General features: G+C 36.9%; 12 protein-coding genes. 10 read left to right on the top strand and 2 right to left on the bottom strand.

What is annotated here, in order from left to right; translation table 11 throughout:
* From dnaA to glyS, 6 genes are all read left to right on the top strand, one after another.
* Nucleotides 1–1362: a chromosomal replication initiator protein DnaA gene (gene dnaA, locus DBO93_RS00005; RefSeq protein WP_108454499.1), complete on the top strand. Its 1362-nt coding sequence runs from the start codon at nt 1–3 to the stop codon at nt 1360–1362.
* A 28-nt stretch (nt 1363–1390) separates the two neighbouring features.
* Nucleotides 1391–2494: a DNA polymerase III subunit beta gene (gene dnaN, locus DBO93_RS00010; RefSeq protein ID WP_108454500.1), complete on the top strand. Its 1104-nt coding sequence runs from the start codon at nt 1391–1393 to the stop codon at nt 2492–2494.
* Nucleotides 2495–2496: 2 nt separating this feature from the next.
* The gene (gene recF, locus DBO93_RS00015; RefSeq protein ID WP_108454501.1) at nt 2497–3594 is read left to right on the top strand and encodes a DNA replication/repair protein RecF; all 1098 of its coding nucleotides are present in this window, start codon (nt 2497–2499) and stop codon (nt 3592–3594) included.
* Between the two features lie 10 nt (nt 3595–3604).
* On the top strand, nt 3605–6049 hold the full coding sequence (gene gyrB / locus DBO93_RS00020) for a DNA topoisomerase (ATP-hydrolyzing) subunit B (protein WP_108454502.1): 2445 nt from the start codon (nt 3605–3607) through the stop codon (nt 6047–6049).
* A 178-nt stretch (nt 6050–6227) separates the two neighbouring features.
* Entirely contained in the window at nt 6228–7163 is a 936-nt protein-coding gene (gene glyQ, locus DBO93_RS00025) for a glycine--tRNA ligase subunit alpha (protein ID WP_108454503.1), read from the top strand.
* Entirely contained in the window at nt 7163–9229 is a 2067-nt protein-coding gene (gene glyS / locus DBO93_RS00030; RefSeq protein ID WP_108454504.1) for a glycine--tRNA ligase subunit beta, read from the top strand. The genes glyQ and glyS overlap by 1 nt, the downstream gene beginning before the upstream one ends.
* A 424-nt stretch (nt 9230–9653) precedes the next feature.
* Here the strand turns inward: glyS and DBO93_RS00035 are convergent, their stop codons facing one another.
* Both DBO93_RS00035 and tusA read right to left on the bottom strand, forming a co-directional pair.
* Complete coding sequence (locus DBO93_RS00035; RefSeq protein ID WP_108454505.1) at nt 9654–10610, bottom strand: GGDEF domain-containing protein; 957 nt, start codon at nt 10608–10610, stop codon at nt 9654–9656.
* Between the two features lie 561 nt (nt 10611–11171).
* Nucleotides 11172–11423, bottom strand: a complete 252-nt coding sequence (gene tusA, locus DBO93_RS00040; protein WP_108454506.1) for a sulfurtransferase TusA — start codon at nt 11421–11423, stop codon at nt 11172–11174.
* Between the two features lie 231 nt (nt 11424–11654).
* On the opposite strand from tusA, the gene DBO93_RS00045 reads away from it, so the two are divergent.
* The 4 genes from DBO93_RS00045 to DBO93_RS00060 all read left to right on the top strand — a co-directional run bounded on the left by DBO93_RS00045 (nt 11655) and on the right by DBO93_RS00060 (nt 17078).
* Nucleotides 11655–13574 (top strand): transglycosylase SLT domain-containing protein, encoded by a 1920-nt coding sequence (locus DBO93_RS00045; protein WP_108454507.1) that lies wholly within the window; start codon nt 11655–11657, stop codon nt 13572–13574.
* A 74-nt stretch (nt 13575–13648) separates the two neighbouring features.
* Nucleotides 13649–14968, top strand: a complete 1320-nt coding sequence (pepQ, locus tag DBO93_RS00050) for a Xaa-Pro dipeptidase (RefSeq protein WP_108454508.1) — start codon at nt 13649–13651, stop codon at nt 14966–14968.
* Nucleotides 14969–14978: 10 nt separating this feature from the next.
* Nucleotides 14979–15593 (top strand): YigZ family protein, encoded by a 615-nt coding sequence (locus DBO93_RS00055; protein WP_108454509.1) that lies wholly within the window; start codon nt 14979–14981, stop codon nt 15591–15593.
* An 18-nt stretch (nt 15594–15611) separates the two neighbouring features.
* A complete protein-coding gene (locus DBO93_RS00060) occupies nt 15612–17078 on the top strand; it encodes a TrkH family potassium uptake protein (RefSeq protein WP_108454510.1) in 1467 nt (488 codons plus the stop codon).
* Nucleotide 17079 lies beyond the last annotated feature (1 nt).

Raw genomic sequence — 17079 nt, forward strand, 5'->3', positions numbered from 1 at the left:
TTGGATCTTACACTTTGGCAAAAATGTTTGTCTGTTCTTCAAGAAGAATTACCCGCACAACAATTTAGTATGTGGATTCGACCACTACAGTGCGTGGTTACAGACAATATAATGACGTTATATGCGCCAAATAGGTTTGTACTAGATTGGGTAAGAGATAAATACGTTAATCGCATCAATGAGCTCGTAGGGATGCAAGATAGCGCAAATCCACCTTTACTTCGTTTTGACGTAGGTAGTATTCCATCACAAACACCTAACATTCAAAATAGTATCAACCAAATTCAACCTAATATTCAGCCTGCTAATAGAGATACTGCTGTTCCAGAAAGTAATTTGCCTAAAACGACAAATGTTAGGGTTAAGTATACTTTTGACAACTTCGTAGAAGGTAAATCAAACCAATTAGCACGAGCCGCCGCTTCACAAGTTGCTGACAATCCTGGTGCTGCATACAACCCGCTATTTATTTATGGCGGCACAGGTTTAGGTAAAACACATTTATTACATGCTGTTGGTAATGGCATATTATTAAATAAACCTAATGCTAAAATTGCTTACATGCATTCAGAACGTTTTGTTCAAGACATGGTGCGCGCACTGCAAAATAATGCCATGGAAAAATTTAAGCAATATTACCGTTCAGTTGATGCTTTATTAATAGATGATATTCAATTTTTTGCTGGTAAAGATCGAACTCAAGAAGAGTTCTTCCATACTTTCAATGCTTTACTTGAAGGTAATCAACAAATAATTTTAACCAGCGATCGTTATCCTAAAGAAGTTGACGTTGAAGACAGACTAAAATCTCGATTTGGCTGGGGACTTACCATCGCTATTGAACCTCCAGAATTAGAAACTCGTGTCGCTATTTTAAAACGTAAAGCACAAGAGAGTCATATAAATCTTGCTGACGAGGTTGCTTTCTTTATTGCTAAACGCCTACGGTCTAATGTTAGAGAATTAGAGGGCGCCTTGAATAGAGTTATTGCAAATGCTAACTTTACTGGTCGAGCAATTACGATTGATTTTGTTAGAGAGGCTTTACGAGATTTACTTGCCTTGCAAGATAAATTAGTCACTATTGATAATATTCAGCGAACCGTTGCAGAATATTATAAAATTAAAGTAGCAGATCTACTGTCAAAACGTAGAAATCGTTCAGTTGCTAGACCTCGTCAAATAGCCATGGCATTATCTAAAGAGTTAACTAACCATAGTTTACCTGAAATAGGTGATGCTTTTGGTGGGCGAGACCATACTACAGTGCTACATGCATGTCGTAAGGTGAAATCTTTACGTGAAGAATCTCACGATATAAAAGAAGATTATTCAAATTTAACAAGAACATTGTCATCATAATAATAAGTAAGTTAATAGTGAGTCAGAAATGAAATTTTCATTAAATAGAGAATTACTCTTGAAGCCATTACTATTGGTTTCAGGTGCTGTAGAACGAAAGAGTACATTACCCATTTTAAGTAATATACTTTTTGACGTAAGTGGGCAATCACTTACTTTAACAGCTACTGATTTAGAGTTAGAGATGGTTGCGTATGCCACTGTCGATAATCAATCAGATGATGGTCAGGTAACTATTCCTGCACGTAAGTTACTCGATATTTGTAAAAGCTTACCTGATGACTCTATGCTGACTTTTGAAACTGATAATGACGTTATAAAAATCAGTACAGGTCGCAGTAAATATTCATTGTCAACTTTACCTGCTAGTGACTTTCCTAATATTGAAGAATGGAAGGGTGATGTAGAATTTACATTATTGAAATCTGAATTACTTCGTTTGATAGAAAGTACCCATTTTTCAATGGCTAACCAAGATGTTCGTTACTATTTGAATGGCATGTCGATTGAAACTGAAGGCCATGAAATACGCTCTGTAGCTACTGATGGTCATCGTTTGGCTATATGCAAAATTTCCAACCCTGAACTTGAATTACCTGCTCGCCAAGTGATAGTGCCTAGAAAAGGTATTTTAGAGATTATACGTTTACTTGATCCTGTTGATGAAGGTATTCAAGTATTCTTAGGCTCTAATCATATTAGAATAATAGATACTGAATTTTCATTTACCAGTAAACTTGTTGATGGTCGTTTCCCAGATTATAGACGTGTACTTCCCCGTAATGGTGATAAAATTCTTAATGCTAACAAAGATGTGTTAAGACAAGTTTTATCTCGTGCTTCTATTTTATCAAATGAAAAATTCAAAGGTGTACGTCTTAACTTTGGTCGCACGGAATTAAAAATTACGGCTAACAACCCTGAACAAGAACAAGCCGAAGAAGTTATCGAAATAGATTTTCCATACGAAGAAGTTGAAATTGGTTTTAACGTCAGTTATGTATTAGACGTTTTAAATGCCATTAAAGAAACGGATGTTAAATTCACACTTGCAGACGCAAATAGTAGTGTAGTGATTGAAGGTGGCGAATCTGGAGAAGCCTTGTACGTTGTTATGCCAATGCGTTTGTAAGAATGAGTATTGGTAAACTAATTGTTCAAGATCTCAGAAATATAGAAAATATATCGATTGAATTACATTCAGATTTAAATTTTATTATTGGTGATAACGGTAGCGGTAAAAGTAGTTTATTAGAGGCTATTTTCTATTTAGGACATGGCAAATCTTTTCGTAGTTCTAATGTGGTTAATTTATTACAGCATCATAAGCACAGCTTTACTGTAAGCGCTAAAACTAATAAAGATTGCCAAATGGGCGTTAGAAAAATTTTTAATGGCGCCACTGCAACGAACACTGAAATAAGAATAAATGGTGAAAAACAGAATAAATTTTCTGTTTTAGCAAAAAATATTGCTGTACAGGTTATAACGCCAGAGAGCTTTAAAATATTTTTTGGTGGGCCAAAGCAAAGAAGAAGATTTATTGATTTAGGATTGTTTCACGTGAAACATTCATTTTCAGATCACTGGAAAGAGTTTTCACGCATTCTAAAACAACGTAATGCTTGTTTACGTTCTAAAACTACGGGCAGTACGTTAAATTATTGGACAGATGTTTTTGCTGATAGCTCGCAAGTTATTGCTGACCTTAGATCTGAATATGTTAAAGAGTTGACTAAAGAGTTAAGTTTTTGGCTTGAAATAATGTTACCTTCAGTATCTAAAGAAATTGTTATTCAATATTTACAAGGCTGGAATAGTAAGAAGAATTTACTAGATGTATTACAGCAATATCACGATAAAGAATTAGCAAACGGATATAGTTTATTTGGTGCACAAAAATTTGATGTTAGGTTTTTACTTAATGGTGCTTCAATAGATAATCAATTATCACGGGGACAACAGAAGTTGTTTTTACTAGCGTTAACTTTTGCACAAGCAAAGTTGATTGAAAGAGTTAACCTAGTAAAACCAATTTTATTAATTGATGACGTAGGTGCAGAGCTAGATATTCATTCTAGAGCATTATTAAATAATGCAATAGCAGCAATAGAATGTCAGGTTATTGTAACCGCAATTGATAAAGCAGCGGTGGAACAACTTGTTCCACAGAAAGAAAACTATAAAATGTTTCACGTGAAACATGGCAAACTATCAGTAATGAGTGAGTAGGCTACAAGCTATGACAATAGAAAATGAATATGACTCGGCAAGTATAAAAGTACTTAAAGGCTTAGATGCAGTTCGCAAAAGACCAGGGATGTATATAGGTGATACCGATGATGGCACAGGTCTTCATCATATGGTATTTGAGGTGTTGGATAACTCAATTGATGAAGCACTTGCAGGTCACTGTAGTGATATTATTGTTAAAATTCACTTAGATGGTTCTGTATCTGTTAGAGATGACGGTCGTGGTATTCCGACAGAAATTCATCCTGAAGAAGGTATTTCAGCAGCAGAAGTTATCATGACAGTATTGCATGCTGGTGGTAAGTTTGGTGGTGAAGACTCAGGCTATAAAGTTTCAGGTGGTTTGCACGGTGTTGGTATTTCTGTAGTAAATGCTTTGAGCCACAAATTAAAACTTAACATTCGAAGAGATGGTAAGTTATTCGAACAGTTTTATCATCATGGTGTTCCAGCCGAGTCTTTAAAGGTTGTTGGCGAAAGTGATAAAACGGGTACAGAAGTTCGATTCTGGCCAAGTGAAGATACATTCACCGATGTTCTATTTCATTATGACTTACTAGTGAAAAGAATCCGTGAATTATCATTCTTAAACTCTGGTGTATCAATCAGACTTATTGATGAACGTGAAGCCGGTAAAGAAGATCATTTCCACTTTGATGGTGGTATACAAGCGTTTGTTGATTATTTAAATACTAACAAAACACCCGTTAATGAAGAAATATTCTATTTTGATTTAGAACGTGAAGATGGAATTATTGTTGAAGTTGCAATGCAATGGAATGATGGTTTCCAAGAAAGTATTCATTGTTTTACTAACAATATTCCACAACGCGATGGTGGTACACATTTAAGTGGTTTTAGAACAGCATTAACACGTACGCTTAATAGCTACATGGTTAAAGAAGGTCTAAATAAAACTAAGAAAGGTGGTAGTACTGAAACAAGTGCATCTGGTGATGACGCTCGTGAAGGATTAACCGCAGTAATTTCAGTTAAAGTACCTGATCCTAAGTTCTCTTCGCAAACTAAAGATAAATTAGTTTCATCGGAAGTTAAAACTGCCGTAGAACAAGCAATGGGCGAAAAATTAGGTGAATACCTATTAGAAAAACCTGCTGTTGCTCGTACTATTATTATGAAAATTGTTGATGCTGCACGTGCACGTGAAGCCGCTCGTAAAGCACGAGAAATGACACGCAGAAAAGGTGTGTTAGATATTGCAGGCTTACCTGGTAAGTTAGCAGATTGTCAGGAAAAAGATCCGGCACTATCTGAACTATATATAGTGGAAGGGGACTCTGCTGGCGGTTCAGCCAAGCAGGGAAGAAACCGTAAAAACCAAGCTATCTTGCCATTAAAAGGTAAAATTCTAAACGTAGAAAAAGCGCGTTTTGATAAAATGATATCTTCACAAGAAGTAGGTACGTTAATTACAGCCTTAGGTTGTGGTATCGGCCGCGACGAATATAACCCTGAGAAACTACGCTACCACAGTATCATCATCATGACCGATGCCGATGTGGATGGTTCTCACATACGTACATTACTACTGACATTTTTCTATCGTCAAATGCCAGAAATTATGGAACGTGGATATATATACATTGCTCAACCACCACTTTATAAAGTGAAAAAAGGTAAGCAAGAGCGTTATATAAAAGATGAGAATGGTTTAACTGAATATTTAACAACGCTTGCTTTAGAGAATGCAGAAATACATGTAAATGAATCTGCCCCGGCGTTATCAGGTTTACCTTTAGAGAATTTAGTAAAACAATTCCGAAAAACTCATGAAACTATAAAGCGTGTTTCTCGTTTGATTCCTGCTGATATTCTAGAGAAAATGATCTACAGCGACGTTATTTCTACTGAAGATTTTAACAATAAAGAAAAAGTTGAATCTTGGACAGCGAACTTACTTAAACAGTTATCTGACCAAGACGGTAATGGCTCTATTTATACTGTTGAAGTTAAGCAAGATCCAGAGCGTAATGTTTACTACCCAAGCTTTAATGTGCGTAAGCATGGTATTGATACGGTATATGATTGTGACTATGAATTTTTTGACTCAAAAGAGTTTGCATCAATTCAAAGTTTAAATAAAGCAGTGAACGGCTTAATGGAAGAAGGTGCTTACGTTAAACGTGGCGAAAAAATTAAGCAGATTACTGAATTTGATGAAGCGTTAACCTGGTTAATGGCTGAGTCAAAACGTGGTCAATACATACAGCGTTATAAAGGTCTAGGTGAAATGAACCCAAGTCAATTATGGGAAACAACCATGGATCCAGAATCTCGCAGAATGCTTCAGGTAACTATTGAAGACGCTATTGCAGCTGACCAATTGTTTACTACATTAATGGGTGATCATGTTGAACCGCGTAGGCACTTCATTGAAGAAAATGCACTTAAAGTAGCTAACTTAGATGTTTAGTGTTTAAAAACTTTTAAGATATAAATGCCCGATCACCAGATCGGGCATTTTTTGTTTATAACCTTGCAAAATATGTTAATAAAATATCAAACATCTAGGCAAGGGCACTAGGCTAATAAAGCGACAAACGTTATAATTAGCCTTATTTAATACAATATAACCATAGATTCGGAATGTTATGAGTACCTTTAATATAAAGACCTTTCAAGGACTAATACTGCAGTTGCAAGATTATTGGTCGCGCCAAGGCTGTGTAATCGTTCAGCCATTAGATTTAGAAGTAGGGGCAGGTACATTTCACCCGATGACATTTTTACGTTCTATTGGTCCTGAGCCAATGAGTAGTGCTTATGTGCAACCATGTCGTCGTCCTACTGATGGTCGCTATGGTGAAAACCCAAACCGCTTACAACATTATTATCAATTTCAAGTAATGCTGAAGCCTTCTCCTGACAATATTCAAGAACTGTACCTTAACTCTTTAAAAGAGATGGGTATTGATCCACTTGTACACGATATACGCTTTGTTGAAGACAACTGGGAGTCACCAACGTTAGGCGCATGGGGCTTAGGTTGGGAAATTTGGTTAAACGGCATGGAAGTTACGCAGTTTACTTATTTTCAACAAGTCGGTGGTATTGAATGTGCACCCGTTACAGGTGAAATAACCTACGGTTTAGAACGCTTAGCTATGTACATACAAAACGTTGATAGTATATATGACCTTGTTTGGACCGATGGCCCAATGGGTAAAGTATTGTATGGCGATGTATTTCACCAAAATGAAGTTGAGCAATCAACTTATAACTTTGAACATGCAGACGTTGACGCATTATTTAAAACCTTTGATCAATGTGAAAAAGACAGCCAAAAACTGATAGAAGCTGGCTTAGCATTACCTGCTTATGAACAAGTAATGAAAGCATCACATGCTTTTAACTTACTTGATGCACGACACGCAATATCGGTAACAGAACGTCAACGTTACATATTACGGGTGAGAACATTATCAAAAGCTTGTGCACAAGCATACTATGCAAAACGTGAAGAACTCGGTTTTCCACTGTGTAAAAATAATTCAGCAAATGGTAGCTCTACTAAGGAACAATCATAATGACTACAGAAACACTACTGATTGAACTAGGTACTGAAGAATTACCACCGAAATCATTAAGAACCTTAGCAACGACATTCTTCGATCATATTAAGTTGCAGTTAGACGATGCTAAACTCACGTATTCAGATATCCACTGGTATGCAACACCAAGACGTTTAGCGGTAAAGGTTGATAACTTAATAGCAAACCAAGCTGATAAAGCCATAGAAAAACGTGGACCTGCGGTAAACGTAGCATTTGACGCTGAAGGCAATGCGAGTAAAGCTGCAGAAGGTTGGGCGCGTTCAAATGGTATTACTGTTGCAGAAGCCGAACGTTTAGTTACTGATAAAGGAGAGTGGTTACTTTACAAAACTATAGAGCAAGGCAAGCACGTAGAGCAGTTAATTCCTGCCATGGTTAATAACGCCATTGCTAAGTTACCTGTACCTAAACCTATGCGTTGGGGCTCAGGTAGAACACAATTTATTCGCCCAGTTCATACCTTAACCCTAATGTATGGCGCAAGTATTATTCCAGGTGAATCGCTAAATATTAGCTCTAACAACTTAGTGACGGGTCATCGTTTTCATCATCACGGAGTTGTAGCATTAAGTCATGCAGATGATTATGAAAGCGCACTAAAAGCAGCACATGTTGTTGTTGACTACCAAGCACGTAAAGAAACTATCCAACAACAAATTAATGTAGCAGCAACAGAAATTGGTGGCATCGTTTTACCTGACGATGATTTACTAGAAGAAGTAACTTCATTAGTTGAATGGCCAGTAGTGTTAACTGGTAGCTTCGATGAAGAGTTTTTGAATGTACCAGCAGAGCCATTAATTTATTCGATGAAAGATCATCAAAAATACTTTCCAGTGACAGATGCTGAAGGTAACTTGTTGAATAAATTCATTTTTGTGTCAAACATAGACAGTAAAGACCCAAGCCAAGTTATTAAGGGAAATGAGAAGGTAATCCGCCCACGTTTAGCTGATGCCGAGTTTTTCTTTAAAACAGATAAAAAACAATCACTTGAATCAAGATTGGAGAGTTTAGAGTCTGTATTGTTCCAAAAACAGCTGGGAACTGTAAAAGCGAAGTCTGAACGCATTGCTAGCTTAAGTGAGTTTGTTGCCAATGTAATTGGTGACGATGCCGCTATGGCCCATCGTGCCGGTTTACTCAGTAAAACTGATTTAATGTCAGATATGGTTCTTGAGTTTCCACAAGTACAAGGCACCATGGGTAAATATTATGCGCAACATGATGGTGAACCAGAAGCTGTTGCACAGGCACTTGAAGATCAATACCGTCCACGTTTTGCTGGTGATACACTGCCAGAACAGAACATAGGTTGTGCGGTAGCGATTGCTGATAAGGTTGATACCTTAGTCGGTATATTTGGTATTAATCAAGCTCCAAAGGGCGACAAAGACCCATTTGCTCTACGTCGTGCGGCCATTGGTTTACTACGTATTATCATCGAGAAAGACCTTAATTTAGATATTGCTGATTTAGTGGCTAAAAGTGTTGAGCTTTATCAAGACAAGCTAACGAATCAAGACGTAACTAAACAAGTACTTGATTTTGTTTTTGGACGTTACCGTGCTTATTATCAAGATCAAAATATTAGTGTTGATGTTATACAAGCCGTGTTAGCGAATGCACCATCGGCGCCACTAGACTTTAATAAGCGTATTCACGCCGTAACACACTTTAAAACTTTAGCAGAAGCAGCGACATTAGCAGCGGCTAATAAACGTGTCGGTAATATTCTAGTTAAATTTAAAGGCAAACTGTTTGAGGCGTTTAATCAAGGTTTAGCATTAGAAACTGCAGAAACAGAATTAGCGACTGCATTTTCAGCGGTAAAAACTAAAATAGCACCATTAATGGCTACAAAAGATTATCAAGGCGCATTAACTGAGTTATCAGCATTGAAGCTTCCAATTGATAACTTTTTTGATAATGTCATGGTAATGGCTGACGATGAACAAGTTAAAACTAATCGACTGACGTTACTAAACGAAATTCGTAATAGTTTCTTTGCTATCGCAGATATTTCATTATTGCAGTAGAAATTAAGTGAGATAAAACTAAGAAGGGAATGCTATGGCATTCCCTTTTTGATCTATCATTTTATATTAAGAAAAATTAAGGTGCTAAAAACTTCCAATATTTAACCCGTCTGTACATCCATAACACTTTTAAAATATGCATTAGCAACTTTTTATCTAGATGCTGATTTAAAACAAGGGAAATAGTCTGGGTATATAGGTAGAGATTAAATCTCTACTGTAGGGCTAAGTGCAGTAATTCTAATGCCATTCTTCAATTCTGTAGCTGCAGCTTTTACTAAATGATTCACAGCATCATTTATTTTTCAATTGCAGTTATTTATTATACGTTGCAAAGAAATAGTGTGTTTTCTTTGATGAGCTTCGAACGTTCTGGCAACTTAGCTGATATAAATAGACTGACGTCAATCTTATTTACCTGTGCTTAATAAACTTTGTTTCTACCATTATTCTTGGCTTTGTATAAAGATATATCTGCACGACTAATCCATGATTCAGGTGTATCACCAATATTATACTCAGAAACACCTATAGATAGGGTTAATTTGATATCGTGAATAAACTTATGATTCTCAACAACATGACGTATTTTTTCAGCAAGTTTTTTAGCGGTTTTTAAGTTCATACTCAAGGGGGCAATAATAAACTCATCACCACCGTATCTGTAAAGTGAATCCAACACTCGTGTATGCTCTTTTACTAACTTACATACAGATATTATAATTTGGTCTCCAATAGCGTGCCCATATTCATCATTTATTTCTTTAAAGCCATCTAAGTCCAGTAATAGTAAGCAAATTGAATATTGTTCACGGCTCTGGTTAGCAATTACCTCCGATAGCTTTGTTCCTAATAATCGTCTATTACCTGAAGCTGTTAATGGATCTATGGTCGCAAGTAAAGCTAGTTCGCGTTGTTTATTAGTGTATGCACGAAACATTACGAAGGATAGAGATGCTGTTAAAATAGTGGTGGATAAGATTGTTATGAACTCAATCAAGTTTGTATGTGGGTAAACAATGATTAGCATTATAGACAACAGTATTATGTTGATGATTTTTGCCAGTTTTACGGGCACTAAATAGTGGATTGCGATAATGGCAGGGGCTACCCAAAGAATTTGTGATTGTCCTTTCATTGCTATACTTGTAAGGAGTGCAATAGCTAAAAAAATGGCATTTAAAATTTTTACAACAGCTGTTTTTCGGGTTATAAATATGTACGAAAAAAAAACTAATAATGTTATTGATATTATGCCGTCAACAATCGCTAAAGTAATGTCACCGTAGTGCCAACGTAATATTGCAAACGGGAATATGCATATAGAGCCAAGCAAATTCAGAAATAGCAATACTTTCTCCGATACCCCTCTTTCTATCATACAGCTTTCCTTTTCCTGATGGTTTTCAATATTTACTTAGCTTAAAATCAGAGCACTTTTGTATATTTATATTAAAGCATTAATTAAGATCTAGGTAAACTTGTCACTGAAGAATATCAATAACATGAAAAAGAATGAGGTGTTGGGAAGAGGTTATAGGTGAATCCCCCTTAGCTCTCTAAGGGAACCTTTCGGTACTATTTTCCTTCGTCGGCTTTTAGTACTAAAGCAATCCAATTTTTGACCTATTTTCAATAACTTAGAACATCGGTTTCTTGGCAATTACAGTCATTATATCTTCTACCCTGAACGATCGTTTTGGCGGAGAAGCGGCCTGATAAATTTCACGAAACATGGTTGCAAAGCAGTCTAGACCTAGAGATATGTTCAAATTTAAATTAGTCATGACTTTTACTCAAAGCTGATATTACGGATATGAAATTTAACGATTTATAAGTGTCGATATTGTGCGGTTAAGCTATTGTCTGTTACTTGTAGTTCATGGACGCAACTATTCTTATGACCATTCGATAATTAATACTTAGCAGATATTGAGACTTACTATCCCAAGCCTTTCTTTATAACGTATTGAAAAGGCATTTCTTTAATTTGTTGTTCAATAAGTTCATGCTCCATAAATCGACAAAAACTGGGAATGTCACGAGCAGTAGAGGGGTCATCTGCACTGACCAATAGTGTCTCACCGTTTGCCATTTTACGAATTGTCAGGCGCAGCATCATTACGGGTTCAGGGCAGCGAAGCCCAATCGCATCTAATTGTTGGTCGGTGTTAGAAAAAGGGCTATCGGTCATGCTTTGCTGAACCTGATTATAAAAAAGTATTTAGCGGCAATTTTAAAGCCTATTTAAAATGACGCAACTATAAATTTATTTATAATATTTTAATATCAAGTTGTTTTAGTCTGTCCTTAATTATATCAAGCCCAATTATCGCTAAATAAGCTATTAATTGTGCTGAATAGACTTGCTTTGTGATGTAAGGAGTGAATAATTGATCTATCGTTATTTTTCCAGGGTCATCAAATGCCGTTAGGTAGTTTCCGGTTTATCAAAACCATTATATTAAGTGGCTTATTAGCCAGCACCTTTTCATTTGCAAATGATGATAATCAGCAAAGAAATATTTTTCTTGAAGCTGAAAATCAAGTTTGGAACGCTAGTTCAGCCACATATCAAAACCTATATAAGCAATTGCATTATTATCCGCTACAACCTTATTTAGATCAGAAAAGGTTAATGACCAAAATGAAGCTGTCGTCAGCGACAGAGATCAGCGAATTCTTAACAAAATACGAAGGAACTCCGCTAGATTGGCCTTTAAGAAAGAAATGGTTAACCTATTTAGCTAAGCGTAAGCAGCCAGTACTTTTTCAAACATTTTTTAAACCCACCAGTAATGTCGAATTAACCTGCCAACATTATAGTTTTGAATTACAAACGGGTGTTGCGCCAACTAGAGTTTTACCTAAAGTAAGCGCTCTTTGGTTGGTGGGTAAGTCACAACCCAAAGTTTGTGATCCCATATTCAAAAAATGGCAACTAGCGGGATATCGTACTAATGACCTGATATGGCAACGCATTGTGTTAGCGGCCGATGGTGGTAAACATAGCCTTATTCCTTATCTAACAAAGCTATTACCGGAAAAAGAACAAGCTTTAGCTAAGGTATGGCATAAAGTTCGACGAGATCCTGCTTATATTGGTAAATTGTCTAGATTCAGTAATAAATCAGCACGTGAAGCTGAAATAGTGGCTTATGGTCTCAAGCGATTAATATGGCGATCGCCTGAAAAAGCGCTTGATACTTATGCATTAGCAAAAACTTTATTGCCATTTACTAAAGAACAAGAGCAACAAATTACCGTGAAGTTTGCGTTAGCGCTTGCCAGTAAAAATCATGCTGATGCTGCTAGTTGGCTAGTGCAGGTAGATGAAAAGTTATTTAGTAGTAATTTAACCCAGTGGTATATAACTGACGCGTTGCGCGACCAAAATTGGCAACATATAAAAGATAAACTATTAAAATTACCAACAACAGCGCAGCAGAGTTTACAGTGGCGTTATTGGTACAGTAGAAGTTTATTAGCTACTGATGATTTAGTGCAAGGAACTAAGCTCTTAAGCGAACTTGCACAAAGTCGACATTACTATGGTTTTTTAGCTGCTAGTTACTTAAATAAAGCGTCTAATTTTCAAAATATGCCACTTGTTGTTAGTGCAGAAGAAAAAGCGTTTGTGATTAAAAGCCCTGAAGCTAAACGAGCTTTTGAGTTGTTTGCGATAGGACGTTTTCATCATGCTCGCTTAGAGTGGAACTATTGGCTGTCTAAACTGAATCAGCGTGACAAGCTAGTTGCTTCAAAAGTGGCTAATGAAATGCAATGGTATGATCGTGCAATATTTACCTTAGCCAAAGTAGGCTACCTTAATGATGTTAATTTACGTTTTCCACTAGGTTTTGAAACTGAAATTAAACATTATGCTGATAATCAAAAGATTAATCCCGCTTGGGCGTTTGCTATAACAAGACGCGAAAGTTCGTTTATGTCTGATGCTAATTCTCCAGCAGGCGCTAAGGGCTTAATGCAAATTATGCCGGGTACAGCGAAACAATTGGCAAAAAGAAAGGTTTCAAATCAGTATTTATTTAAAGCAAAAAATAATATTAAATTAGGCACGAAATATTTACGAAATTTACTCGACAAACATGACGGTAATCAGGTGCTTGCGACCGCTGCATATAATGCAGGTCCTTATCGAGTTAAAAGTTGGCTAAAAGATGCAGAGCCATTACCAGCAGACGTTTGGATAGAAACAATACCGTTTAAAGAAACCCGAGAATACGTTAAAAGTGTGCTAGCTTATCAGCAAATATATCAACATAAAGTCGGGCAAAAAGGGTCTTTATTCGACCTGATTATCGCAATGAATATCAACGAATAGCATTTTAGCTAAGCATTATAATCTTGTGCTAAACACGGTATAATTAATATCAAAGAAATTTAGAGAGTTACCAGATGAATAAACTAGCAAGTCATTATCCAGCTCATGTTGCTGAGTTGCAAAAACGAACTAAAGCCGTATTAACAAGAGAAAATCTTGAAGGTTTAGTCATTCATTCTGGTCAAGAAATTAAGGCATTCTTAGACGACAACAGTTACCCATTTCGAGTGAACCCGCACTTTAAAGCTTGGTTACCTTTGGTTGACGTTGCTAACTGTTGGTTGATCGTTAACGGTTCAGAAAAACCTACCTTGATATATTACCAACCTGTTGATTTTTGGCATAAAGTTATTGGCTTAGCGGATAACTATTGGAATGAATTTTTCGATATAAAAATTCTAGCTAAAGCGAGTGAAGTTGATAAGTTATTACCTTACGATAAAAAATCATTTGCTTATATTGGTGCTCACATTGAAGTGGCAAAAGCGTTGGGATTTGAACATATTAATCCAGAGCCGCTAATTAACTACTTGCACTATCATCGCGCTTATAAAACCTCATACGAGCAAGAGTGTATGCGTCGTTCAAGTGCGATTGCGGTTAAAGGACATAAAGCAGCAAAAGCAGCATTTTTTGATGGCGCCTCTGAATACGATATTCAACATGCTTATTTAAAAGCAACACAACATGTAGAAAGTGAAACACCTTACGGTAATATCGTGGCGTTAAATGAAAACACTTCAATTTTGCATTACACCGCATTAGATCGTGGCGTACCACAAGCACACCGTTCTTTTTTACTTGATGCCGGTGCTAATTTTCATGGTTATGCTTCAGATATTACTCGCACGTATTCTTTTAAACGTGACCGCTTTGCTGAGCTAGTTGCCCGTATGGACAGCTTAATGTTAAGCGCCGTAGATGCTTTAAAGCCAGGCCTGAGTTATGTAGATCTGCATATTGCCACTTATCGTGAAATTGGTAAGGTGTTAAAAGAGTTTAACTATATTAATGTTGATGTAGATACTGCCGTAGAAACTGGCATTATTTCGACCTTTTTCCCGCATGGTTTAGGGCATCATTTAGGGTTACAAGTACATGATGTAGGTGGATTTATGGCAGACGAGCGTGGTACACATGTTAATACCCCAGAGCCTCATGCATTTTTACGTACATCTCGCGTAATAGAAAGTAATCAAGTATTTACGGTTGAACCCGGATTGTATTTTATTGATTCATTGCTTGCTGATTTAAAAGCCTCACCCCACGGAAAAATGATAAATTGGCAAGAAGTTGATGCTATGCGTCCATTCGGTGGTATCAGAATAGAAGATAATATTATTGTGCACCAATCGCATAATGAAAATATGACACGAGATTTTGACTTAAACTAAGACTATATACGTGTCTAAACCCTATCAAATAGCGGCTCAAGCAATTATTGATGAAACAATAGTTACCCGTAGTCGCTTTATTTGTTACCTTCAGCCTTGTGCAAGTAGTGCAGAAGCAAAAGCTTTTATTAAAAGCTTACAAACCATGCACCCACAAGCTAATCACCATTGTTATGCCTTTGTTGCTGGTCGTCCCGAAGATAGTCAGTTATATGGATTTTCAGATGACGGTGAGCCATCAGGTACTGCAGGTAAACCTATGCTAGCAATGCTTATGGGCAGTAATATTGGTGAAGTTTGTGCTGTTGTTGTGCGATATTTTGGTGGAACTAAGTTAGGACCAGGAGGGTTACAAAGAGCTTATGGTGGTAGCGTTAAGCAAGCACTGGCTATTTTACCAACAAAATTGAAAATTCCTATGGTACGTAAAACACTAGCGTGTCAATATACCCAAGTGAATGATGTACTCTATTTTATTGAACAAATTGGTGGTGAAATTATCCAGCAAGACTACAATGAAACCGTGGTTCTTACACTTGCAATACCAGATGAAAAAATTAAGCTTTTCCAGCAGCAATTACAAACAATGTCTGCAGGGCAGCTAACCCTACAACCCATAACCTAAAAGCAATAATAAACTACTGTGCAATTTAAAAATATCATCCGAATATTAGGTTTATTAGTCGCTTTACTAAGCGTAACTATGCTGCCGCCCGCTTTTATTTCTCTTGTTTATCGAGATGGTGGTGGTGTTTCTTTCTTAATGTCTTTTCTTTTTTGCCTAATAGCCGGACTTTTATTTTGGTATCCGTATCGAGCTGAAAAAAGTGACTTAAGGGCGCGTGAAGGCTTTTTAATTGTTGTCCTTTTTTGGACCGTTTTGGCAAGCTTTTCAGCTGTGCCCTTAATGTTATTAGATCAACCTAATCTTTCTGTTGCTGATGCCTTCTTTGAATCTTTTTCTGGTTTAACCACTACTGGTGCAACTATTTTAACGCAGATTGACGGCTTGCCACACGCCGTGCTTTGGTATCGCCAACAGCTACAATGGTTAGGTGGTATGGGTATAATCGTTTTAGCGGTAGCTATTTTACCTATGTTAGGTATTGGTGGTATGCAGCTATATCGAGCCGAAACTCCAGGCCCAGTTAAAGATTCAAAAATGACCCCGCGTATTGCAGACACAGCTAAGCATTTGTGGCTTATTTATGTATCACTTACCACGGCATGTGCTTTAAGTTATTGGGCTGCAGGAATGAGCTTATTTGATGCGGTATGTCACTCGTTTTCAACTATCGCCATTGGTGGCTTTTCAACTCATGATTTAAGCATGGGCTATTTTAATAGTCCATTGATCAACTTTATTTGTGTATTTTTCTTACTAGTTGCCGGCGTCAATTTTGCACTGCATTTTGCCGTTGTTAACAGTCGCTCACTGCGCAGTTATTTTTATGATTCAGAATTTAAAGCTTTTTTGAGTATCCAATTTACCTTAATTTTTATCTGTTTTATTGTCCTAACAAGTTTTAACGTTTATCAATCAGGTTTTGAAAACTTTGAGCAAGCGCTTTTTCATGCGGTTTCTATTAGTACTACTGCAGGTTTTTCAGGTACATCAGCTGGCGAAGCCACGTTTTCTAACTGGCCCACATTACTCCCCATTTTATTAATTTTCTCGAGCTTTATTGGTGGCTGTGCTGGTAGTACCGGTGGCGGTATGAAAGTCATCCGAGTGGTATTACTTTACTTACAAGGTATACGAGAATTAAATAAATTAGTTCATCCTAAGGCAGTCTTCACCATCAAACTCGGCAATAAAGCCTTACCTAATCGTGTTGTTGAAGCTATTTGGGGCTTCTTCTCTGCCTATGCAGCGGTATTTGTTATTTGTATGTTGTTGCTTTTAGCGGCGGGTATGGATGAATATTCAGCATTTACTGCGGTAGCCGCATGTTTGAATAATCTTGGTCCTGGGTTAGGGCAGGTAGCGGCTAACTTTGCTGACATTAATGATTTTAGTAAGTGGGTATTGGTTGTTGCTATGTTGTTTGGGCGCTTAGAGATATTTACTTTGCTGGTGTTATTCACACCAGCATTTTGGCGAACCTAAT

The sequence above is a fragment of the Colwellia sp. Arc7-D genome (genome assembly GCF_003061515.1).
Lineage (GTDB): Bacteria > Pseudomonadota > Gammaproteobacteria > Enterobacterales > Alteromonadaceae > Cognaticolwellia.

Coding starts and splice junctions, on each gene's coding strand:
- dnaN (WP_108454500.1), top strand. CDS start 1,391: ATGAAATTTTCATTAAATAGAGAATTACTCTTGAAGCCATTACTATTG.
- recF (WP_108454501.1), top strand. CDS start 2,497: ATGAGTATTGGTAAACTAATTGTTCAAGATCTCAGAAATATAGAAAAT.
- gyrB (WP_108454502.1), top strand. CDS start 3,605: ATGACAATAGAAAATGAATATGACTCGGCAAGTATAAAAGTACTTAAA.
- glyQ (WP_108454503.1), top strand. CDS start 6,228: ATGAGTACCTTTAATATAAAGACCTTTCAAGGACTAATACTGCAGTTG.
- glyS (WP_108454504.1), top strand. CDS start 7,163: ATGACTACAGAAACACTACTGATTGAACTAGGTACTGAAGAATTACCA.
- DBO93_RS00035 (WP_108454505.1), bottom strand. CDS start 10,610: ATGATAGAAAGAGGGGTATCGGAGAAAGTATTGCTATTTCTGAATTTG.
- tusA (WP_108454506.1), bottom strand. CDS start 11,423: ATGACCGATAGCCCTTTTTCTAACACCGACCAACAATTAGATGCGATT.
- DBO93_RS00045 (WP_108454507.1), top strand. CDS start 11,655: ATGCCGTTAGGTAGTTTCCGGTTTATCAAAACCATTATATTAAGTGGC.
- pepQ (WP_108454508.1), top strand. CDS start 13,649: ATGAATAAACTAGCAAGTCATTATCCAGCTCATGTTGCTGAGTTGCAA.